The organism is Pantoea sp. X-Soil-TKNS-1280, from assembly GCF_059730475.1.
Window position 1 is genome coordinate 2,269,249 of sequence record NZ_AP035962.1, and the last position, 21,083, is coordinate 2,290,331.

The following is a 21,083-nucleotide window of genomic DNA, read 5'->3' on the forward strand; positions in this document are numbered from 1 at the left end:
CCGTTTTTTGCAAAAGGAATGACCATGGAACAACGCCGTTCTCCAGGCCATGACCAGTGGTTTTATGAAAGTCAGACCCGCCCGCAACATAGCGCTGCGGCACCGCTGGTCCCTGAAGCTGCCCATATTGAGGATCGTTTTCTGCTCGGTTTACAGCAGGAAGCTACCGCCTTGCAGCCGTTGTTTATTCGCTTTCAACCCGCCCTGCTGGCGGCGCGCGATCTCAGCCAGATTCTGTTTCCCGACACCTTAACCCCCACCCTGACGCATACTCTGACGCTGTATGATCGTCTCAGTACCGCACTGACCGTGGCACAGGTGGCGGGCGTCCAACGCTTATGCAATCACTATGCTGCGCGACTGAACCCACTGCCGGGCCCTGACTCCTCCAGAGAAAGTAATAACCGGCTGACGCAGATCACCCAGTACGCGCGCCAGCTGGCAATGCAACCGGCGCTGATTGATGGCAGCAGTATCAGCGCGCTGGATGCCGTCGGGCTGACGGAACCGGATATCGTCACCCTTAATCAACTGGTGGGTTTTGTCAGCTATCAGGCGCGTGTGGTTGCCGGGTTACAGGCGATGATCGGCCTGCCCGTTCGCTGGATCCCCGGCGTATCACCACCACCCGATGCCGACGCCGCATTGTTTCAGCAATCCTCCCACTGGCAGCATGCGCTGAAACCGGTTGAGCTGCGTTATGCCACGGCGGAACAACTGGCGGCCATCACCTTTTGTCAGGGAATCGATGGGCTGGATGACGCGGTGTGGTTGCTGGTACATGATGCCCAGGCCTTGTACGGCTGGGCGACATTGCATCAACGTTTAAGCGAGCATTTTGACGCGGATGAGTCTCAGGGACAGGCGGTGAGCGCACGGATTCTCGGCTGCCAGCGTCAGTTTGATCGCCATGCCAGAGAGAAGCGCGACACGTTGATTAATGGGATTGCCGGTGACGACGAGCCACTGACCGCGTTGAGCGCACAACTTACCCGGCTTCCTGAGCGTTTCAGCGCTGCCCATCTGCAACCGCTGCTCAACGCCGGTTGGGGAACAGAAAAGATCTTTACCCTGCTACAGGCGGTGGCGCTGGCAAACTGGCAGGACCGCCTGTTGATGGCGCTGGGCGAGACACGTTAATCGGGCAAATGCCCACGCGCTTCATCGAAAAAATGCTGAGCCAGCGGCGTTGCCCGGCCTGGTTCAGCAATCACCAAAGCCGCCTGGCGTCCCATCGGCGCAATCTCAATCGGGCGACGTTGCAGATTTTGCAGCATTTCCGGCAGCAGATGCCCACAAGGCGAGACCATCACTCCTAACCCTACCTGCGCGCTTTGCAGCAACTGCATAATGGATGCGCTCTCGACAATCACCCGTGGCTGGAGCCCAGCCGCGCGCAGCTGGCTATCGAGATAACGGCGGAAATAACGTGTCGGTTCAGCGAGACACAGCGGCTGGGTAGCAAGCAGCGCCAGATCAAGCGTCGGATGCTCCAGCAGCGCCGGGAAAACCTCGGGATTGAACACCGCCTCGACACCGCGATCTTTCAATAGCGCCGTCTGGAAATGCAATTCGCGCAGCGCATTGAGTTCAAAAAAACCGATACCACCATCGACCGTATGGCTGTTCAGCGCATCCAGCAACTGATCGGCGCTCATCGCCGACACGCGATAATCCAGCTGCGGATAGCGTGCCTCAACCGCCTTCAGCAGCGCTGGTAACGCCACGCTGCACTGCGGCATCACTCCGAGACGCAGAGTGCCATTCACGCCGTGTTTCAGCGATTCCACTTCCAGTTTAAGTCCCTGATATACCGAGACGATTTCCCGCGCCCAGGCTAGTACCCGTTCACCTTCCGGGGTAAAGCCATCAAAGTTGTTGCTGCGGTTAATCAGCGACAGACCCAGCTCGCGTTCAAGATTTTTCAGGCGCATCGATAGCGTAGGCTGGCTGACAAAGCTGGCCTCCGCTGCCCGGCCAAAGTGACGTTCGCGTTCCAGATTGCACAAATAAATTAACTGTTTGATATCCATGTATTTTCACAAAGTTACAGCGACACCTGGCGTGCGCGTCTGAGAGCGGTCAGAGACATCATCGTCAACATCAGGCCGATCATTAATAACAATTTAAAACTGATGGCCTTCAGCAGCACGATACCCACCACCCCGCCGCCGAGGAACGCCAGCACCGTATACAAATGCAGCTTCAGCCGCTCAATATATAACGGCGCATCTTTGGGCGATTCCTTACGCCGCAGCACATCAAATAACATCGCCAGCTCGATACCGATATCGGTCGAGGTGCCGGAAACATGGGTGGTTCTGACGCGCGCGTTGGAAATCCGCGTCACTACCGCATTTTGTAGCCCGAGGAGAAAGCTCAGGCTGAGGATCAGCTGCACCCCGGAATCACCGTTAGGAAACCAGCTCTCCAGCACACCCAGCACCAGCAACGCGATGCCTTCGATAAAAATATTGATGGCGTAAATGCCACGAATTTCACGTCGCCGTCCGGCGTTGATAATCAGGGTTGAGACCGAGGATCCCGCAATAAATAGCAGGATAATCAGCAGAAAAAACAGGCCGATATGCAGGTCAACTTTTGCCAGATGATCTGATAACAGCGAAACGTTACCGGTCATATTGGCGGAGAAAAAACCCACGGTTTCGAACGCTGCCGTGTTCAGTGCACCGGCCACTGCCGCAAGGGTACAGGCCAGACTACGGTCGGTATTATAGGTTCTGGAACTCTCAGTGCTTACCAGCATGGCATTTCCCTGACTACCATCAACCCGGCTATCATCCTGCCAGCGCTGAATATTCTCAAGCGCTTCGCTTCTTTTTCCTGTCAGGCCACTCCTAGCGCACTTTTCACTTCACTGGCAATCTTCTCCACCTGTGGGCCATAAATCACCTGCACATCGTGCTCACTGACCCGGTTCACGCCATTCGCCCCGGTGGTCATCAGCGTCTGATCGACGACTTCATTCATTTGTTTAACGCGTACCCGCAGACGGGTAAAACAACAATCGACATCCTCGATATTGGCCTCCCCACCCAGCCCGCTGATGATCACACGGGTGCGCTCGTCGGCCGCCACCTGCTCCGGTTTCTGCTCATCCTCAGATTCGCGGCCCGGGGTTTCTACCCCCATCCGCGTGATGACAAAACGGAAGCCATAGTAGTAAATCGGCACATAGATGACCCCAAGGACCAGAGTCCACCACCAGTGCGTTTTGCTGCCGCCCAGGATGCCAAACACCACCAGATCGATGGCACCGCCCTGCACGTTGCCAATCATCAAATGCAGCATCGACATCAGCATAAACGACAGGCCCATCAATAGTGCATGCAGGAAATACAGGACCGGTGACACAAAGATAAAGCAGAACTCCAGCGGCTCGGTAATACCGGTGGTGAACGAGGTAAGCGCACCCGCCAGCATCAATGCTTTAACGCGCTGCTTATGCTCCGGGCGTGCGGTGTGGTAGATCGCCAGTGCGGCAGCGGGCAGGCCAAACATCATCACCGGAATCTTGCCCTGCGCGAGGAATTGGGTGGCGGTACGGACCGTCTCATCCGGAATTGCCCCTGGGTTGGTCAACGAGGTGTTGAAAATATTCAAGGCTCCAACGATGGTCTGTCCATCCACCGTCGCCATGCCGCCAATTGGTGTGAAACGCACGGTTTCATTGAGGATATGATGCAAACCGGTCGGGATCAGCAGACGTTCGCAGGCACCAAGCAGAAACGCACCGTACTGGCCGCTTTTGCCGATCATCTGCCCCACCCAGGCGATACCGGCACCGATGGTTGGCCAAATCAACGCCAGCAAGATTCCCACCAGCGGCAACACTACTACGGTGATAATCGGCACAAAACGCCGCCCGCCAAAGAAACTGATGGCAGTGGGAAGCTGCTGGGTATAAAAACGGTTATGCAATGCCACCGTAATCAGACCCGCTATCACCCCGCCGAGTACACTCATGTTGTAGGTAAAGATGCCCAACATCTCGATATATTCCGCCGAGGTCATCATCGCCGTGGTTTGATCCATCCCCGACTGCTGCAGGGCAGCTGCGGTGGTGGTGGCCTCCGTCATTCCCTTCGCCGCCAGGGTGGTGCTGATGCCCACATTCATGGCGATAAAACCAATCACAGCGGCAAACGCAGCGGTCGGTTTTTCAGCTTTTGCCAGACCAATCGCACTGGCAACGGCAAAAAACACCGGTAGATTGGCAAACAGCGCACCAGCCACCTTACGAATAAACCCAATAATGAGCTGAGGAACTTGCATATGTGCGAAGGCATCGCCAGTAATCGCCGGGTTTTGCATAGCCGCGGCCAGACCGAGAAATATCCCGGCAGCGGCAATCACCGAGATGGGCATCATTAAGGCTTTACCGAAGGCGTGAATTTGGCTGGCCAGATTCTTCATGGTTCAGACCTCTGCAATAATTGAAAGTACAATTATTAGCCAGTTATTCGCTGCACAGGTAAAAGCCCGCCCGCAGTGGCCGGTAAAGTTTGAACTGGCTCACGCTTCTGTCCGATTAGCGCGATAAACGCCAGCTATCGCACCATTAAGTCAATCAATTAGACAACTTTTGCTCTGAGTCGCACACTTCCCGTCAACAGTCGTCATATCCTGATAACAACTCCCAAACAATAAGCCTGCATTTACTATGAAATTTAAACGTAAAATTCAGCCCTACCGTGCCGCTGCCGGTGGATGGGGCTCTTTGGAAGCGACCACCCGTTTCGTCTTCGACAGTAAAGCTGCACTGAAAAACATGCGTAACCTGTTGCGTATGAACAAAGCACGCGGCTTTGACTGTCCGGGATGCGCGTGGGGCGATGACAACAAAAGCACCTTTAGTTTCTGTGAGAACGGTGCCAAAGCGGTGACCTGGGAAGCCACCCGCCGCGTCGTTGAACCCGCGTTCTTCGCCCAGCACAGCGTCAGCACGCTGTATCAGCAAAGTGATTATTTCCTTGAATATCAGGGCCGTCTGACCCACCCGCTGCGCTACAACCGCGATACGGACCATTACGAGCCGATCAGCTGGGATGATGCCTTCGCGCTGATTGCCAGCCATTTACAGGCGATGGACCACCCTGACCAGATGGAGCTGTATACTTCTGGTCGCGCCAGCAACGAAGCTTCCTGGCTGTATCAATTGTTTGGCCGCGTGATGGGCACCAACAATTTTCCTGACTGTTCCAATATGTGCCACGAAGCCAGTGGCTCCGGTTTGAAACGCAGCATTGGCGTGGGCAAAGGTACCATCCGTCTCGATGATTTTGACCATGCCGATGCGATTTTTGTCTTCGGTCAGAATCCCGGCACCAACCACCCGCGTATGCTGCACAGCCTGCGTCACGCCGCCGATCACGGCGCGCGTATCGTCACCTTCAATACCCTGCGCGAGCGTGGTCTGGAGCGTTTTGCCGATCCGCAAAAACCGCTGGAAGTGGTGACGTCGATGGCGGGCACCATCAGTTCCGCCTATTATCAGCCTAATCTGGGCGGTGATATGGCGGCCATCCGCGGCATGGTAAAAACGCTGCTGGAAACCCATCGCGCGCTGATCGCGGCCGGTGAAAAAGGTCTGTTTGACGAAACCTTTATCAACGCCGCTACCCAGGGCGTGGAAGCCTATCTGACCGCAGTGGATAACACCCGCTGGGATGACATTGTGCGTCAGTCCGGGCTGAGTGAAGCGCAGATTCGTGAGGCTGCCGCCATCTATCAAAGCGCCGACCGGGTGATCTGTACCTGGGCGATGGGGATCACCCAACATAAACACTCTGTCGATACCGTGCGTGAAATCGTCAACCTGCAACTGCTGTTTGGTCAGCTGGGCAAGAAAGGCGCAGGCCTGTGCCCGGTGCGTGGTCACAGTAACGTGCAGGGCAACCGCACCATGGGTATCGATGAAAAACCCAGCAAGGCGTTCCTCGATGCGCTGGGCAAACATTTTGACTTTGAACCACCGCGCGAACACGGTCATAACACCGTGGAAGCCCTCAACGCCATGCTGCGTGACGAAGTGAAAGTGCTGATCGCGCTGGGTGGCAACCTGGCGGCAGCGGCACCTGACTCGCCGCTGACCGAAGAGGCGCTGCAACGTTGCGGTCTGACCGTGCACATCAGCACCAAACTGAACCGTAGCCATCTGGTACCCGGTCACGAAGGTTTGATTCTGCCCACCCTCGGTCGTACTGAGCGTGATCGTCAGGCAACGGGTAACCAGTTCATCACCGTGGAAGATTCATTCAGCATGGTGCACGCCTCTGAAGGTGTCGGTATTCCTCTGGCGGACACCCAGCGTTCAGAAACTGCGATTGTCGCCGGTATCGCTCATGCCACCCTTGGCAAAGAGAAAATTGACTGGCTGGCGCTGGCCGATGATTACAATCTGATCCGTAATCACATTGCCGCCACCATCCCAGGCTTTAGCGATTTCAACACCAAATGTGATCTCCCGGGTGGGTTCTACCTCGGTAACGCCGCCGCAGAACTGCGTTTCAATACCCCGTCACAGAAAGCAGAGTTCAGCAATGCTGCCCTGCCCACTTCGCTGTTCCCACAGCTGGGCGATGTCGAGGTACCGTTTACGCTGCAAACCCTGCGTTCCCATGACCAGTACAACACCACCATTTACGGCCTCGATGACCGTTATCGCGGTGTGTACGGCCAGCGTGAAGTGGTGTTTATTCACCCGGACGATTTACAGGCGCTCGGTTTCAGTGAAGGCGAACTGGTGGATATCGAAACCCTGTGGAACGACGGTATCACCCGCCGGGTGAGCGGTTTTAAACTGGTGCCGTATAATATTCCTCGTGGCAATCTGGCCGCTTACTACCCGGAAACCAACCCGCTGGTGCCCCTTTCCAGCTACGGTGACGGTAGCGGCACCCCGACTTCGAAGTCAGTGCCGGTGAAGCTGGCCTTAACAGCCGCTGTACCAACCCAACGTATTGCCTGACGCCGGGTTATCAGAAGGTAAAAAGCCGCGTAAAGCGGCTTTTTAGCCTGTTTTGGCCTTGCCGCGCGGGCATGATTCGCGTAAAACTGTCAGCCGCTCTTAGGCCACGAAACTAAAAAAATTATGTTCCAGGATAACCCGCTGCTCGCGCAGCTGAAAGAGAAGCTCCACGCGCAGACCCCGCGCGCCGAAGGCGTGGTGAAAGGTACGGAAAAAGGATTTGGCTTTCTGGAGGTTGATGCTCAGAAAAGCTACTTCATTCCACCGCCGCAGATGAAAAAAGTGATGCACGGTGACCGCATCGTTGCTGTGATTCACACTGACAAAGATCGCGAGAGCGCCGAGCCGGAAAGCCTGGTTGAGCCGTTCCTGACGCGTTTTGTCGGCCGCGTACAGAAAAAAGATGATCGTCTGTCCATCGTGCCCGATCATCCGCTGCTGAAAGATGCCATCCAATGCCGCGCAGCCCGTGATGTCAGCCATGACTTCCAGGCCGGTGACTGGGCCGTGGCCGAAATGCGTCGCCATCCGCTGAAAGGCGACCGTGGTTTTTATGCTGAACTGACCGAATTTATCACCACCGCTGACGACCATCTGGCACCGTGGTGGGTGACGCTGTCGCGCCACAATCTGGAGCGCGAAGCACCGGAAGTCGGTTTTGGTGAAATGATTGACGAGCATCTGCAACGTGAAGATCTCACTGCGCTGGATTTCGTCACCATCGATAGCGCCAGCACCGAAGATATGGACGATGCGCTGTACGCAGAAGAGACTGCCGAAGGCAACCTGCTGCTGACCATCGCCATTGCCGATCCTACTGCTTATGTCCCTGAAGGCAGCACACTGGATAAACTGGCCGCGAAACGCGCCTTTACCAACTACCTGCCGGGCTTCAACATCCCGATGCTGCCGCGCGAGCTGTCTGACGATGTGTGCTCACTGCGTCCGAACGTGCGTCGTCCGGCGCTGGCCTGCCGCGTCACCGTACTGAAAGACGGCAGCCTGGCTGATGACATTCACTTCTTCGCCGCATGGATCGAATCCAAAGCCAAGCTGGTGTATGACGAGGTTTCTGACTGGCTGGAAAACAGTGGTAGCTGGCAGCCATCCAGCGACGCTATCGCCCAGCAGATTCGCCTGCTGCATCGCCTGTGCCTGGCGCGCAGCGACTGGCGTCAGACGCACGCACTGGTGTTCAAAGATCGTCCGGATTACCGCTTCGTACTGGGCGAAAAAGGTGAAGTGCTGGATATCATTGCCGAGCCACGCCGCATCGCTAACCGCATCGTCGAAGAAGCGATGATCCTGGCTAACGTCTGTGCCGCCAAAGTGCTGCAACAGAAACTGGGCTTTGGTATCTACAACGTGCATACCGGTTTTGACCTCGCTAACGCGGAACAGGCAGCTGGCGTACTGGCTGGCCACGGTATCACCGTGGATCCACAGGCCATTACCACGCTGGACGGTTTCCGTCAGCTGCGTCGTGAGCTGGATGCCCAGCCGACACAGTACCTCGACAGCCGTATCCGCCGTTTCCAGGCCTTTGCCGAGATCAGCACCGAGCCAGGCCCGCACTTTGGCCTCGGTCTTGAAGCGTACGCAACCTGGACCTCACCGATTCGTAAATCTGGCGATATGATCAACCATCGCCTGCTGAAAGCCATTATTCGTGGTGAATCGATCGCGCGTCCGCAGGATGAGCTGACCGTGACCATGGGTGAACGTCGTCGCCTGAACCGCATGGCCGAGCGCGATGTGGGGGACTGGCTGTACGCACGCTTCCTCGCACCGTTTGCCGGTGGCGATCGCAAGTTCAGCGCCGAGATCATCGACGTTTCCCGTGGTGGTATGCGCGTACGTCTGCTGGAAAATGGCGCGGTTGCCTTTATACCTGCGCCGTTCATCCACGCCGTGCGTGATGAGCTGGTGTGTTCGCAGGAAAACGGTACCGTACAGATCAAAGGTGAAGTCGCTTACCGTGTGACTGACGTGATCGACGTGACCATCGCCGAAGTACGTATGGAAACACGCAGCGTGGTGGCTCGCCCCGCCGCCTGAGCATGAAATTGTGCGGGATAACAGTCGTTATCCCGCATTTTTCCCCGCCTGTTTAAACAATTGTTAAATTTGTATTCCGCTTCACACTTCTTCATCTAATCACTGTCGCTTACATTCCATTACATTATTTTTAACTTGTTGTATTCGATCGTTTATTTTTCCCGGTCCCTACAAGGAGTTAACTCATGAACAACGTCAGAACCGGATTGATCTGGTTAGCGGTGGCGTTAATTGGTGCCGCATCGTTTGCCATGCTGGCGCTCAGTCGTGGCGAACACGTTAACGCGGTCTGGCTGGTGATTGCTGCCGTGGCCTGTTACAGCATTGCTTATCGCTTCTATAGCCTGTTTATTGCCCGCCGCATTTTCGAGCTGGATGATCGTCGCCGGACCCCGGCGGAACGTTTCAATGATGGTCTGGATTATGTGCCGACCAATAAGTGGGTGCTGTTCGGCCATCACTTTGCCGCCATCGCCGGTGCCGGTCCGCTGGTCGGCCCAATCCTCGCCGCCCAGATGGGTTTTCTGCCTGGCACTATCTGGATCCTGGTCGGCGTGATGCTGGCCGGTGCGGTTCAGGATTTCCTGGTGTTGTTTATCTCCACCCGTCGTGATGGCCGCTCGCTGGGCGAAATGGCGCGGCAGGAGCTGGGTGCCTTTGCCGGGGTGATTACCATGCTCGGCGCGTTCGGCGTAATGATCATTATTCTCTCAGCCCTCGCGCTGGTGGTGGTAAAAGCGCTGGCAAACAGCCCGTGGGGATTATTCACCATTGCGGCCACTATCCCGATCGCCTTGTTTATGGGCGTGTATATGCGTTTTCTGCGTCCGGGAAAAATCGCTGAAATCTCAATTATCGGCTTTGTGCTGATGATGGCGGCGATCATTTTTGGTGGCGATATCGCCCAACATCCCTTCTGGGGACCCTTCTTCACCCTGAAAGGCACCGAACTGACCTGGGTGCTGGTGATTTACGGTTTTGTCGCCTCGTCACTGCCGGTGTGGCTGCTGCTGGCCCCGCGTGATTACCTCTCTACCTTCCTGAAAATTGGCGTCATTCTTGGTCTTGCGGTAGGCATTTTGTTTGCCATGCCTGAACTGAAAATGCCCGCCGTCACTAAATTTATCGATGGCACCGGCCCGGTGTTCTCCGGTGCGATGTTCCCGTTCCTGTTTATCACCATTGCCTGTGGTGCGATCTCCGGCTTCCATGCACTGGTGGCCAGCGGCACCACGCCGAAACTGGTAGAGCGTGAGAGCCATATCCGTTTTATCGGCTACGGTGCGATGTTGATGGAGTCTTTTGTCGCCATCATGGCGCTGATTTGCGCCTCAGTGCTTGATCCGGGCGTCTACTTCGCCATGAACGCACCAGCCGCACTGATCGGCACCACGGTCGAAAATGCTGCGCAGGTGATTAATGGCTGGGGCTTTGTGGTGACGCCGGAAATGCTGACCTCCATCGCCGGTGAAGTGGGAGAACAAACCATTTTGTCACGAGCTGGTGGCGCGCCGACCTTTGCGGTGGGTATGGCACACATCATCACCGAGGTGTTTAACAGCCGCGCGATGATGGCGTTCTGGTATCACTTCGCCATCCTGTTTGAAGCGCTATTTATCCTGACTGCCGTGGATGCCGGTACGCGCGCCTGTCGTTTTATGGTGCAGGATCTGGTGGGCACGGTAGTCCCATCACTGGCGAACAACCGTTCATGGCTGGGCAATATGGCCGGGACGACCGTGGCAGTAGCAGGCTGGGGATTCTTCGTCTATCAGGGCGTGGTGGACCCACTCGGGGGCATCAATACCCTGTGGCCACTGTTCGGCATCGGTAACCAGATGCTGGCCTCGATGGCGCTGATCCTCGGCACGGTGGTGCTGTTCAAAATGAAGAAGCAGCGTTACGCCTGGGTGACCATTTTGCCTACCGTATGGCTGTTTATTACCTCGATGACCGCGGGCTGGCAGAAGATTTTTCACGAAAAACCTTCAATTGGTTTCCTCGCTCAGGCCAGCAAATTCCGTAAAGGCCTCGACGAAGGCGTGATTATCGCACCGGCCAAAACCGTGGCGGATATGCAAACCATTGTCTTCAGTAACCAGATAAACGCCTTGCTGTGCGGCTTCTTTATGCTGGTGGCGGTCACCATGCTGATCGCCGCGTTCTTCGTCATTCGTCGTGCATTACGCAGTGAAGTGCCGACCGTACATGAGTCGGTGGTGTCACTGCGTAAGGAGGTGCGTAATGTCTGATGCTATTCGTTACCCGCGAAAACCAACAGGAACCTGGCAAATCCGCCAGTGCCTGCCACTGACTAGTGTGGCGAGGGATGCACCACGCACGCGCTGGCAACGATTATGGCGAGGTTTGCAGCAAAGCTTCCGCTTAATGGTCGGCGTCCATGATTATCAAAATTATCTGCAGCATATGCGTCTGCATCACCCTGACCAGACGCCGATGAATGAGCGTGATTTTTATCGCTACTGTCTCAATGCCCGCTTTCCCAGTGAGCCAGGAAAACTGGGCAAATGCCCTTGTTAATGCTGCATAGCCCCAAATTTTTGGGGCTTTTTCGTGCCATTCATTTCTCTAAACAAAAATATATGCGGATTGCATCTTGTGCTTACGCAAGAGGATGAATACTGTTGCTAAAATAATGAGATACCGCCTGCTGAGCATTCCCCGGAGGAAGTTTCCATGACCGATGAACAAGGGCAAACGTTGCTATACACCTTGTTTGGCACCACCAGCCCTCATTGGCGTCTGACAGCAGACAGCGATGCATTGCACTTTGCCGAAGAAGAACATGCCCACACCAATCTGGCCGTTCCTCTTACCCCTGCGCAGGCGAGTTTGCTGCGCGCCATGACCGTTATAACCTCCAGCATTAACCTGACGTTATCGCTGCACGGCACGCCTGTGCCAATGCATTTTGTCGGCCGCAAAGTGAATCAGGCCACCTGGGCCGGTACCGCTTCTGCATGGGGTGATACCTCATCTGTCGCACGCGATTTGACCCTCGGACTTTCCTTTGCGGAACAAGTCGTTTCTGAAGCCAACTCGGTGATTGTCATCCTTGATCAGCGAGGAAATATTCAACGTTTCAATCGGTTAAGTGAAGAATACACTGGCCTTAAAGAACACGAAGTGATTGGCCGTAACGTATTCCAGCTGTTTATGACCAAACAGGAGGCCCAGGCCTCACGTCGCAACATCGCCGGATTCTTTCGTGATGGCAGTTCTTACGAAGTTGAACGCTGGGTGAAGACCAAAAAAGGTCAACGACTGTTTCTGTTTCGTAATAAGTTCGTCCACAGTGGCAGCGGCAAAAATGAAATATTTCTCATCTGTTCAGGAACGGATATAACCGAGGAGCGCCGCGCCCAGGAGCGTCTGCGCGTACTTGCCAATACCGATACCGTCACCGGTTTACCCAATCGCAACGCCATCCATCAGCAAATTAGTCTGGCTCTGGAGATGGCGAAAGGCACGCAAACCGGCGTGGTTTACCTCGATTTGGATAATTTCAAGAAGGTGAATGACGCCTACGGCCATATGTTTGGCGACCAGTTACTCCAGGCCGTATCGCTGGCCATCCTGAGTTGTCTCGGGAAAGATCAGACTCTGGCGCGCCTGGGTGGTGACGAGTTTGTGGTGCTGGCAGAAAACACCAGCCAGGCCGCACTGGAAGCCATGGCCTCACGTATTCTGGAACGGCTGCGTCAGCCATTCCGCATCGGCCTGATAGAGGTGTACAGCGGTTGCTCAATCGGCATCGCTCTCGCCCCGCTGCATGGCGAGGATCGTGAAAGCCTGATTCGTAACGCCGATACCGCGATGTATCACGCGAAAGAAAATGGTCGCGGTAAGTTTTGCGTCTTTGCCAGTGAGATGAATCAGCGCGTGTTTGAATACCTGTGGCTCGACACCAATCTGCGCAAAGCGCTGGAGCAGGATCATCTGGTGGTGTATTACCAGCCGAAAGTGGATCGCGATGGCGAGGTGCGCACGGCCGAGGCGTTGGTGCGCTGGAATTCGCCGGAGCGCGGTCTGGTGCCCCCCGGGGATTTTATCGCTTACGCGGAAGAATCCGGCCTGATTGTGCCGCTTGGCCGCTGGGTGATGCTCAACGTGCTGCAACAAGTCATCGCCTGGCGCGCGGAAGGCATCTGGTTACGGGTTGCGGTGAATGTCTCAGCGAAGCAGCTGATTGATCAAAGTATTTATAGCGACCTGAAACAGGCGCTGGCGGAAAGTGGCCTGACGGATTGTCCGATTGATATCGAACTCACCGAAAGTTGTCTGATTGAGAACGAAGCCGATGCACTGAAGCTGATGAAGCAGTTTCAGGAGTTGGGGGCGCAGGTCCATCTCGACGATTTCGGCACCGGTTATTCCTCATTGTCTCAGCTGGCGCGCGTACCGATTGACGCAATCAAGCTGGATCAGAGTTTTATTCGTAATATCAATAAGCAACCGGTGGCGCAGTCACTGGTGCGTGCCATTATGGCGGTGGCTAAAGCCCTTGATTTGCAGGTGATTGCCGAAGGTATTGAAACCAAAGCCGAAGAAAAATTTGTTATGGCTAACGGCGTCGATGGGCGTCAGGGTTATTATTATGCGAAACCAATGCCCGCAGACCAGCTCGGGCATTGGCTTAAGCATCCTGCCCGTGTTTAACGCTGGTCTGCGAGATTATCCGGCCTTGCGCAGGGATGCGCTATGACGGTTCTGCAGTTGCACCAGACGTTCCATATATGCAATGTCTTTTGGTTCCAACGTGAAAGCATAATCAACCCAATCCTCCGTAATATCCATTAGCTCCGCCCTGGAGAGTTGTAATACACGCTGACGCGCTTTCAGCATTGCCCGTACGCCATTCAATTTCGGACGCAGGGTATCGATGAAGGTGCGCGTGGCGCGATAGCTATCACCAGGCTGGAACACTTTATCCACCAGACCGCGGGTTTCATACCATTCCGCGCTGTGTGACTCCCCTTCACAAATTAACTCTTCTGCCAGCTTCATGCCGGCACGCCGCGCAACTAACGAGTACCCGCCCATGCCCGGGAACAGATTGAAGGCAATTTCCGGGAATCCCAGACGTGCGCTGTTCTGCGCCAGAATGAAGTGGTGCGCCAGGGCGGCTTCAAAACCACCGCCAAGTGCACTGCCCTCAATCATAGCCAGCGTTACCGCTCCGGTGTCGAAACCCTTCGCAGCTGAATGGATGCAGTCCACGCAGGCACGGGCATAAGCACGCAATGCTTCCCGCCGGTTGTTACGAATGCACTCGACAAAGAACCGCAAATCGCCTCCAGCGTTAAACATTTGTGGTACCAGCGATCCCGTCACCCAAAAATCGATCGGCAGACCGGAACGCTGCGCAGCGTAGCTCAGGTTCATGATCTCCTCGATTAATTCGTGGTTAAAGCTGGGACGCGGTTGCGCCCGCAGCATCATCCACATGGTGTGCCGCCCTTCCTCATAATAGGCAGCCAGCTGCGTGGTTTGTCCGACTTCGGTGAACAATCTGCATGTAGGTTGGTTAATCACTGTCATAGTCTCATCCTCTGTTTATATGATGCGTTGAACGCAATATCAGCGTAATCCAGAGTGAGGCCAGACCAAATGAGAGATTGATTTATATAGCAAATTCCAGAGATTTCCCCGACACAGGGGTCGGGGAAAGATTAGCAGGGTTACTTGATGGCCGCGCGTTGTCCTGCCGCAACATGAAAACGCTTAACGCGCCGTGAATAAAGCGCCGTAATGATGGGGACCAATACTGAAGTAACAATGACCGATGTCGCCACCAGCGCGGTAGCCGCAGGAGCAACGGGTTTAAACTGTGGCAGCATTTCGGCAATCAAGACCGGCGTTGCCACCGCGGCACCCGCGGTGCTGGAAGCAGCAATGCCTGCGGTACCGTCGCCACCGCCAATCAGACGGTCGGCAAGGATTAGCGGAATGCCGGTGATGATGATCACCGCGACGCCCAGCAACACACCGAGTAAACCGGTTTGCGCAATAACCGCTAAATCAATGGTATTGCCGAGCGCAAAGGCGAAAAACGGAATCAGGGTATGCACCGCTTTGCCGAAGAAATCCCGCAACTCCGGGTCGAGGTTACCGAGGGCAAAACCAACGAGGAATGGCAGCACCGCGCCGACAAACACATGAGGTTCAAACGAGGCGATGCCCGCCGTACCCAGAATCACCATGGTCATCAGTGGCCCTGATTCCAGTGACATCAGCACAAACGCCCCCGCTTCTTCTTTGGAGCCATATTGCTGCATGATCGAGGCATACAAACCGCCGTTGGTCATATCCATCGCCGCCACTAACGCCAGGGTAGAAAGGCCAGCAAACATGCCCACTTCCACCCCGTTTTCCGGCATCACGCGTGAGGCAATGGCTGCCACCACCCAGGCCACCGCGATTTTGGTTAGCACCAGCGTACCGGATTTGCGTAACACGGTGCCGGTGGCGCTGAGTTTAATGGATGCGCCCATGCAGAAGAACCATACCGCAAGGATGGGTACAGTGCCGCTCATGAGTCCATTGGTGAACGAACCGAAGTATTTGCCCGCGCCGGGTGAAAAGGTGTGGCACAGTGCGCCAAGGAACAACGGGATCAACATCATACCGCCAGGGATTTTATCGATTGCACGTTTGATATGCATATTAGTGTCACCTTGACTGAGCCAGAGGGAGGTGCGTTAAACATTGCCAACAGGTCTGGCTGGCAAGATAACGGCTTCTCACGAGCAAAATAGTGATCGCCAATATATTTATGAAACGTTGTTTTATTTTTATTGGTTTATAGTTTTATTTTTTGACCATGCTCGCCATACCAGTTAGTTTTTGGCAATAAAAAAGGCACCTGCTGGTGCCCTGGCGGTGTTCCATTACTTCTGCCCATACCAGGCATTTTTGCCATGCTTTCTTAGGTAGTGCAGGTCAAGCAGGGTTTGCGAAATGGAGGGCAGCTCCTGACGTAACTGTTCCGTATGCAACGCCATATAGGCGACTTCCTCCAAAACCACGGCGCTGTGAACCGCAGCATCCGCATCTTTACCCCAGGCAAAGGGACCATGAGAATTGACTAATGCCGCAGGAATGGCCGTCGGGGCAATTTCGCGTTTGGCGAACGTCTCGATAATCACCTGCCCGGTATTCCATTCATACTCCTGTTCAATCTCTTCTCGCGCCATTGCACGGGTACAGGGAATGGTGCCGTAGAAATCGTCAGCATGGGTGGTTCCCCAGGCAGGAATGTCTCGTCCGGCCTGCGCCCAGATGGTGGCGTGGCGCGAATGAGTATGCACAATACCGCCAATTTCCGGCCAGGCAAGATACAGCGCACGATGCGTTGCGGTGTCTGAGGATGGCCGCATTTTCCCCTCCACCACCTTGCCGCTTTCCAGTTCTACCACCACCATGTCGTCGCGCTGCATGTTGGCGTATTTCACCCCGGAAGGTTTGATCACCAATAAGCCGCTGGCACGGTCGATAGCACTGACATTACCCCAGGTAAAGGTCACCAGGTTATAGCGTGGTAAATCCAGATTGGCTTCCAGTACCTGTTGTTTCAACGCTTCCAGCATGTTTTTTCTCCTGCAAGATGTGATGGAGAAATTGTGCAAAGCCTGCGGCAAAAACGTTATGGAGGGAATGGCTGTAAAAGCAGCGGAAAGTGGCTGAGGGCGTAAAAATGTGGCGTGAATTAGGAGTTTTCTATCTTCGGAAAAAATCCGTAATGATTAGACTTGTCTCCAGCCAACCGTGGAGCGTTTTTTGCTCCCACACGGCAGGGTTAACACGCTGTTTTCGCATTCGGGCTGCGGATTGCAGGCTTAAGGATGAGGACCGTGATGACATAACGGTGTGAAACAGTTTCAGGGAGCAACGCCTATACTTAAAGAGTTGCCTCTGTATGTACAATCAAGGAGAAGTTTATGACAACAACAATGAAACGTCTGACCGCGGCCGTGCTGGCGACCACTTTAGTTATCGCCCTGAGCGGTTGTTCAAACTGGTCCAAACGCGATCGTAATACCGCCATTGGTGCGGGTGCTGGCGCGATTGGCGGTTCGGTTCTGACTAACGGCAGTGCATTGGGTACCATTGGTGGTGCCGCAGTGGGTGGCATTATCGGCCATCAGGTCCACTAAAGGACCTTACATAATATAAGGCTACGCAGCGCATCTACAGTACAGGGCCACTCATTGAGTGGCCCTTCTTTATTTAGCCGCCGGCGAGTTTAACCTTCATCCCTTTGGCTTCCAGCAACGATTTCAGCAGGTCACGCTTGTCGCCCTGGATTTCAATCACGCCATCTTTCACTGCGCCACCACAGCCACACTTTTTCTTCAGTTCGGCAGCCAGTTTCGCTAACGCATCATCATCCAAATCGACACCGGTGATCAGACACACGCCCTTACCTTTGCGGCCACTGGTCTGACGCTGGATGCGCACCACGCCATCCCCCTTAGGACGTGGTACTTTTTCTTCGACGGGCGCAATACGCCCACTTTCGGTGGAGTAAACCAGCGGATTGTCCTGAGCCATTAACCCTCCTGTAAACTGCGCAGAATTTGCTGCAATGTTGCCGCAGGATCGGCTGATTGGGTGATCGGACGCCCAATCACCATATAATCAACCCCTGCCTGCTGCGCCTGCTGCGGTGTCATAATGCGGCGCTGATCGCCCGCATCACTGCCAGCCGGACGAATACCGGGCGTGACCAGCGCGAAATCCTTGCCGATAACCTGTTTAAAATGTGCCGCTTCCTGTGCGGAGCATACCACACCATCCAGCCCGCAATCGTGCGTCAGGCGCGCCAGACGTTCTGCCTGAGCTGCCGGTGACAGAGTGATGCCCAGACCTTTGAGATCCTCTGCATCCATGCTGGTCAGTACCGTAACGGCAATCAATAACGGAGCATCATTACCATATGACACCAGCGCCTCACGCGCCGCATTCATCATGCGCGCCCCGCCACTGGCATGCACGTTCACCATCCACACCCCCAGGTCTGCTGCTGCCGCCACCGCATGTGCCGTGGTGTTAGGGATATCGTGAAATTTCAGGTCGAGGAAAATCTCGAAACCACGCGCCTGTAACGTTTTGACCAGCGATGGGCCAAATAGCGTGAACATCTCTTTGCCGACTTTCAGACGGCATTGGCTGGGATCGATCCGATCGACAAATTGCAGTGCGCTGTCGAGATTATGATAGTCGAGTGCCACCAGGATAGGTGAAGTGGTAACAGGCATAACGTTTCCTCAGTTACAGGCACCCGCAGGCGCGTTAGACAAACGGCAAGCATTCTACCTGCCTGTCCTGGTGACGACAATCTCAGTGCCGCGATTAACCGGCTGATTGAACGCAGGCTGCACAAGGCCTGAGGTTATTGAATTTTCTTAGCCTTTAGTATGTTGTAACTATGATGATGTTTTTTTTAAAACTGACGACCATTACTGGCCGTCAAGTCCGCGAATAGGTTTCACCGATGACCAGGTGCGGCATGAAGGACAATGCCAGTACAGCGCATGTGCGGTGAAGCCACATTTCTGGCAACGATAGCGCGGTTTGGTGCGAATTTGCTCGCCAACCATATCCCGCAGCACCATCAGGCTTTCTTTTGCACGGCCATCTTCCGCTTCATGCAGGTGAAAATCCATCAGGCGATGGAACACACGCATGGTCGGATGACGCTGCAGCTGCCGGTTGATATAGAGCTGTGCCGCTTCCGGGCCTTGCTGCTGCTCAAGGATATCGGCGAGATACAGTTCTGCTGCCGCCCCGGTGTTCTCCTCCACACAACGTTGCAGGAATTGCGCCCATTGTTCCGGCTCTTCCATCCGTTGATAGCAGGTTTCCAGCATCGGCAGGGTTTCGCTGACCAGCTCTTTATCCTGCTCCAGCACACGTTGCAGACGTTCCACCGCTTTCGCGTATTCACCCTGCTCCATCAGGATGCGACCGGTCATAATGGAGACACGCGCACTCTGACGATCGGCGGCCTCGCCTTTTTTCAGCAGCGACATCGCACGATCGAGATCATCACTGCTGAGCGCCTGCAGCGCCAGTTCACAATAAAAGTGAGCAATTTCACCTTTCTGCTTATCCTTGCCCAACTTGACCAGCTTTTCCGCCACCTCAATCGCCTGCTGCCAGTCACTGGTTGCCTGATGGATTAACAGCAACTGTTGCAACGCGCCGATGCGGAAATCGGTCTCATCTACCAACTGGCTAAACATATCTTCTGCACGGTCATACAGGCCAGCCGCCATATAATCGCGGCCCAACTGTTGTATCGCCAGCAAACGCTGTTCGTAGCTGAGTGAGGCACTTTCCATTAATGACTGGTGAATGCGGATGGCACGGTCAACTTCACCGCGGGAACGAAACAGGTTACCCAGCGTAAGGTGGGCTTCAACCGTGCCACTGTCCTCTTTCAACATGTCGAGAAAGAGGTCAACAGCCTTGTCCTGTTGGTTAGATAGCAGAAAGTTAACCCCTGCAACGTATTCACGTGACAGGCGGTTGGCTTCCTGTTGCTTATCCTGTTGTGCACTGCGCCGGCCCATATACCAGCCATACGCTGCAGCGACAGGAAGAAGCAAAAACAGCAATTCAAGCATCGAAGCTTAATCCCGACGACCGGCGGAAGGTGAGGTTGTCACCGCGGTCGATTGTTCATTTTGCGCCTGCATACGTTTCAGTTTGCGCTGCGCGTGTGCCAGCGATACCCGTAACCGTAACCAGAACAGCCCACAAATTGCCCATCCCAGCAGAAATCCGGCACCAAACAGACCAGCCAGCAATGTTGAAATACGAAATTGGCCCTGCGCCAGCAGATAGTTAAAAGTGATGATTTGGTCGTTATGCGCCCCGAGCGTAACGGAGACGATAAAAATGACCAATACCACGAGAAAAATCAGCAAATATTTCACAATGCATCCTGTCTGAGGTTATCCAGTAGAAGTATGCCAAAAAAGCGACGCCGATGCTGCTTATCACCACATCAAACGGCCTGATTTACGCAAGTGCAATCAATAATATGGGGCTGGATGGGAAAATTACAATCCGTCGTCCCGCTGTGCAATCTCTTTTGCCTCCGGTGGCGGGACACTAAGGGGACCACAAAACCGCTGTGCCAGCCATGTTGCTATCATCACCAGCAACCAGGAAATCAGCGTTGCCATTACCAAATCACGCGGCCAGTGCATCCCCAGCATCAGGCGACTGCCCATCACCAGACTCGCCCAGACAAACACCACCACGATGGTCAGGGTGTGACGCCGCGGCCACAGTAAACCGATGACCAGTAACGCCCAGCTGGCAGCAAACAGGGTATGACCAGAAGGAAACGCAAAGCCCGTTTCAAATGCCCAGTGTTTTTTTAACCAGCCAGGCAGCATCGTATCATTCGCCAACAGTTGTTCTACCACCTGGCTGCGCTGCTTACGTTTTAGCTCGTAAAACTGGTGTTCATCGAGACCATGGCTTTTTGCCAGCCACATCACGTAGGGACGAGGCTCCTGCACCTGATCTTTAATAAAGGATTTAGTGTACTGCCCGGTGAGAATAGCGCCATTCATGATGATGAGCAGCAAAATCGCGGGCCTGAGACGGAAGCGCAGGCACCATAATACCCAGGCACTGAGAAGCAGGCTGGTAAGCGTTCCCCATGGGCTGGTAACGGTTTCCGTCATCCAGAACAGGAATTTCAACAGTGCTCCATGGGATCCTGGCTGCCACTGCCAGCCAGAAAGCCAGACGCTCAGCGGCATTATCAGCAATAAAAACGCCCCGAACGTCGTGCGTTGTACAATCTTTAACATCCACTTTCCCTTACAACCGCGTAAAACACTGTGCCATGCATAACTTTAGCTGAAAAAAGAATAACATAACCATTGCGGCTTAGATAATTGTGCTTTATCACTACAATAACTCTGACTGATTAACTGCCTGATGTCAGGTTGTGGCACAATATTGTCAGTTTTGGGGCCACACAGGCCCA

General features: G+C 54.6%; 18 protein-coding genes. 7 read left to right on the plus strand and 11 right to left on the minus strand.

What is annotated here, in order from left to right:
• The first annotated feature begins 24 nt into the window (after positions 1 to 24).
• A complete protein-coding gene (locus tag AC6I8X_RS10575) occupies positions 25 to 1,140 on the plus strand; it encodes a CMD domain-containing protein (protein ID WP_313690380.1) in 1,116 nt (371 codons plus the stop codon).
• Here AC6I8X_RS10575 and AC6I8X_RS10580 read toward each other — a convergent pair.
• The 3 genes from AC6I8X_RS10580 to AC6I8X_RS10590 all read right to left on the minus strand — a co-directional run bounded on the left by AC6I8X_RS10580 (position 1,137) and on the right by AC6I8X_RS10590 (position 4,437).
• On the minus strand, positions 1,137 to 2,033 hold the full coding sequence (locus tag AC6I8X_RS10580) for a LysR family transcriptional regulator (RefSeq protein ID WP_497839770.1): 897 nt from the start codon (positions 2,031 to 2,033) through the stop codon (positions 1,137 to 1,139). The two genes, AC6I8X_RS10575 and AC6I8X_RS10580, sit on opposite strands and share 4 nt — an antisense overlap.
• 14 nt (positions 2,034 to 2,047) lie before the next feature.
• Entirely contained in the window at positions 2,048 to 2,767 is a 720-nt protein-coding gene (locus AC6I8X_RS10585; protein WP_208715195.1) for a YoaK family protein, read from the minus strand.
• 80 nt (positions 2,768 to 2,847) lie between these two features.
• Entirely contained in the window at positions 2,848 to 4,437 is a 1,590-nt protein-coding gene (locus AC6I8X_RS10590) for a PTS transporter subunit EIIC (protein WP_313688517.1), read from the minus strand.
• A gap of 247 nt (positions 4,438 to 4,684) precedes the next feature.
• On the opposite strand from AC6I8X_RS10590, the gene AC6I8X_RS10595 reads away from it, so the two are divergent.
• The 5 genes from AC6I8X_RS10595 (at position 4,685) to pdeR (ending at position 13,729) form a co-directional block, all read left to right on the plus strand.
• Positions 4,685 to 6,991, plus strand: coding sequence for an FdhF/YdeP family oxidoreductase (locus tag AC6I8X_RS10595; RefSeq protein WP_313688519.1), 2,307 nt, complete (start codon positions 4,685 to 4,687; stop codon positions 6,989 to 6,991).
• Between the two features lie 123 nt (positions 6,992 to 7,114).
• Complete coding sequence (locus AC6I8X_RS10600; RefSeq protein ID WP_497839771.1) at positions 7,115 to 9,049, plus strand: exoribonuclease II; 1,935 nt, start codon at positions 7,115 to 7,117, stop codon at positions 9,047 to 9,049.
• Positions 9,050 to 9,234: 185 nt separating this feature from the next.
• Complete coding sequence (locus AC6I8X_RS10605) at positions 9,235 to 11,301, plus strand: carbon starvation CstA family protein (RefSeq protein ID WP_416412404.1); 2,067 nt, start codon at positions 9,235 to 9,237, stop codon at positions 11,299 to 11,301.
• Positions 11,294 to 11,590, plus strand: a complete 297-nt coding sequence (locus tag AC6I8X_RS10610) for a YbdD/YjiX family protein (RefSeq protein ID WP_497839772.1) — start codon at positions 11,294 to 11,296, stop codon at positions 11,588 to 11,590. The genes AC6I8X_RS10605 and AC6I8X_RS10610 overlap by 8 nt, the downstream gene beginning before the upstream one ends.
• Before the next feature lie 156 nt (positions 11,591 to 11,746).
• Positions 11,747 to 13,729 carry a cyclic di-GMP phosphodiesterase gene (gene pdeR / locus AC6I8X_RS10615; protein WP_497839773.1) on the plus strand — a complete coding sequence of 661 codons (1,983 nt, stop codon included), beginning with the start codon at positions 11,747 to 11,749 and terminating at the stop codon, positions 13,727 to 13,729.
• 15 nt (positions 13,730 to 13,744) lie between these two features.
• On the opposite strand, the gene AC6I8X_RS10620 is transcribed toward pdeR, so the two are convergent.
• The 3 genes from AC6I8X_RS10620 to araD all read right to left on the minus strand — a co-directional run bounded on the left by AC6I8X_RS10620 (position 13,745) and on the right by araD (position 16,659).
• The gene (locus AC6I8X_RS10620; protein WP_208715207.1) at positions 13,745 to 14,611 is read right to left on the minus strand and encodes a crotonase/enoyl-CoA hydratase family protein; all 867 of its coding nucleotides are present in this window, start codon (positions 14,609 to 14,611) and stop codon (positions 13,745 to 13,747) included.
• A gap of 140 nt (positions 14,612 to 14,751) precedes the next feature.
• The gene (gene kdgT, locus AC6I8X_RS10625) at positions 14,752 to 15,735 is read right to left on the minus strand and encodes a 2-keto-3-deoxygluconate transporter (protein ID WP_313688554.1); all 984 of its coding nucleotides are present in this window, start codon (positions 15,733 to 15,735) and stop codon (positions 14,752 to 14,754) included.
• A 225-nt stretch (positions 15,736 to 15,960) separates the two neighbouring features.
• Positions 15,961 to 16,659: an L-ribulose-5-phosphate 4-epimerase gene (gene araD / locus AC6I8X_RS10630; RefSeq protein ID WP_313688552.1), complete on the minus strand. Its 699-nt coding sequence runs from the start codon at positions 16,657 to 16,659 to the stop codon at positions 15,961 to 15,963.
• Between the two features lie 351 nt (positions 16,660 to 17,010).
• Here araD and osmB point away from each other — a divergent pair, with 351 nt between their 5' ends.
• Positions 17,011 to 17,226 (plus strand): osmotically-inducible lipoprotein OsmB, encoded by a 216-nt coding sequence (gene osmB, locus AC6I8X_RS10635; protein ID WP_084875083.1) that lies wholly within the window; start codon positions 17,011 to 17,013, stop codon positions 17,224 to 17,226.
• 73 nt (positions 17,227 to 17,299) lie between these two features.
• Here the strand turns inward: osmB and yciH are convergent, their stop codons facing one another.
• From yciH to pgpB, 5 genes are all read right to left on the minus strand, one after another.
• A complete protein-coding gene (gene yciH / locus AC6I8X_RS10640) occupies positions 17,300 to 17,623 on the minus strand; it encodes a stress response translation initiation inhibitor YciH (protein WP_299453522.1) in 324 nt (107 codons plus the stop codon).
• On the minus strand, positions 17,623 to 18,330 hold the full coding sequence (gene pyrF / locus AC6I8X_RS10645; RefSeq protein ID WP_299453519.1) for an orotidine-5'-phosphate decarboxylase: 708 nt from the start codon (positions 18,328 to 18,330) through the stop codon (positions 17,623 to 17,625). The genes yciH and pyrF overlap by 1 nt, the downstream gene beginning before the upstream one ends.
• Before the next feature lie 201 nt (positions 18,331 to 18,531).
• On the minus strand, positions 18,532 to 19,701 hold the full coding sequence (lapB, locus tag AC6I8X_RS10650) for a lipopolysaccharide assembly protein LapB (RefSeq protein WP_299453518.1): 1,170 nt from the start codon (positions 19,699 to 19,701) through the stop codon (positions 18,532 to 18,534).
• A gap of 6 nt (positions 19,702 to 19,707) precedes the next feature.
• Complete coding sequence (locus tag AC6I8X_RS10655; protein ID WP_299453517.1) at positions 19,708 to 20,013, minus strand: LapA family protein; 306 nt, start codon at positions 20,011 to 20,013, stop codon at positions 19,708 to 19,710.
• A 126-nt stretch (positions 20,014 to 20,139) separates the two neighbouring features.
• Entirely contained in the window at positions 20,140 to 20,904 is a 765-nt protein-coding gene (gene pgpB, locus AC6I8X_RS10660) for a phosphatidylglycerophosphatase B (RefSeq protein ID WP_497839774.1), read from the minus strand.
• Positions 20,905 to 21,083: the final 179 nt, after the last annotated feature.

What these genes read in the sequence shown, in the direction of transcription:
- AC6I8X_RS10575 (WP_313690380.1), top strand. Translation starts at nt 25, where the DNA reads ATGGAACAACGCCGTTCTCCAGGCCATGACCAGTGGTTTTATGAAAGT.
- AC6I8X_RS10580 (WP_497839770.1), bottom strand. Translation starts at nt 2,033, where the DNA reads ATGGATATCAAACAGTTAATTTATTTGTGCAATCTGGAACGCGAACGT.
- AC6I8X_RS10585 (WP_208715195.1), bottom strand. Translation starts at nt 2,767, where the DNA reads ATGCTGGTAAGCACTGAGAGTTCCAGAACCTATAATACCGACCGTAGT.
- AC6I8X_RS10590 (WP_313688517.1), bottom strand. Translation starts at nt 4,437, where the DNA reads ATGAAGAATCTGGCCAGCCAAATTCACGCCTTCGGTAAAGCCTTAATG.
- AC6I8X_RS10595 (WP_313688519.1), top strand. Translation starts at nt 4,685, where the DNA reads ATGAAATTTAAACGTAAAATTCAGCCCTACCGTGCCGCTGCCGGTGGA.
- AC6I8X_RS10600 (WP_497839771.1), top strand. Translation starts at nt 7,115, where the DNA reads ATGTTCCAGGATAACCCGCTGCTCGCGCAGCTGAAAGAGAAGCTCCAC.
- AC6I8X_RS10605 (WP_416412404.1), top strand. Translation starts at nt 9,235, where the DNA reads ATGAACAACGTCAGAACCGGATTGATCTGGTTAGCGGTGGCGTTAATT.
- AC6I8X_RS10610 (WP_497839772.1), top strand. Translation starts at nt 11,294, where the DNA reads ATGTCTGATGCTATTCGTTACCCGCGAAAACCAACAGGAACCTGGCAA.
- pdeR (WP_497839773.1), top strand. Translation starts at nt 11,747, where the DNA reads ATGACCGATGAACAAGGGCAAACGTTGCTATACACCTTGTTTGGCACC.
- AC6I8X_RS10620 (WP_208715207.1), bottom strand. Translation starts at nt 14,611, where the DNA reads ATGACAGTGATTAACCAACCTACATGCAGATTGTTCACCGAAGTCGGA.
- kdgT (WP_313688554.1), bottom strand. Translation starts at nt 15,735, where the DNA reads ATGCATATCAAACGTGCAATCGATAAAATCCCTGGCGGTATGATGTTG.
- araD (WP_313688552.1), bottom strand. Translation starts at nt 16,659, where the DNA reads ATGCTGGAAGCGTTGAAACAACAGGTACTGGAAGCCAATCTGGATTTA.
- osmB (WP_084875083.1), top strand. Translation starts at nt 17,011, where the DNA reads ATGACAACAACAATGAAACGTCTGACCGCGGCCGTGCTGGCGACCACT.
- yciH (WP_299453522.1), bottom strand. Translation starts at nt 17,623, where the DNA reads ATGGCTCAGGACAATCCGCTGGTTTACTCCACCGAAAGTGGGCGTATT.
- pyrF (WP_299453519.1), bottom strand. Translation starts at nt 18,330, where the DNA reads ATGCCTGTTACCACTTCACCTATCCTGGTGGCACTCGACTATCATAAT.
- lapB (WP_299453518.1), bottom strand. Translation starts at nt 19,701, where the DNA reads ATGCTTGAATTGCTGTTTTTGCTTCTTCCTGTCGCTGCAGCGTATGGC.
- pgpB (WP_497839774.1), bottom strand. Translation starts at nt 20,904, where the DNA reads ATGTTAAAGATTGTACAACGCACGACGTTCGGGGCGTTTTTATTGCTG.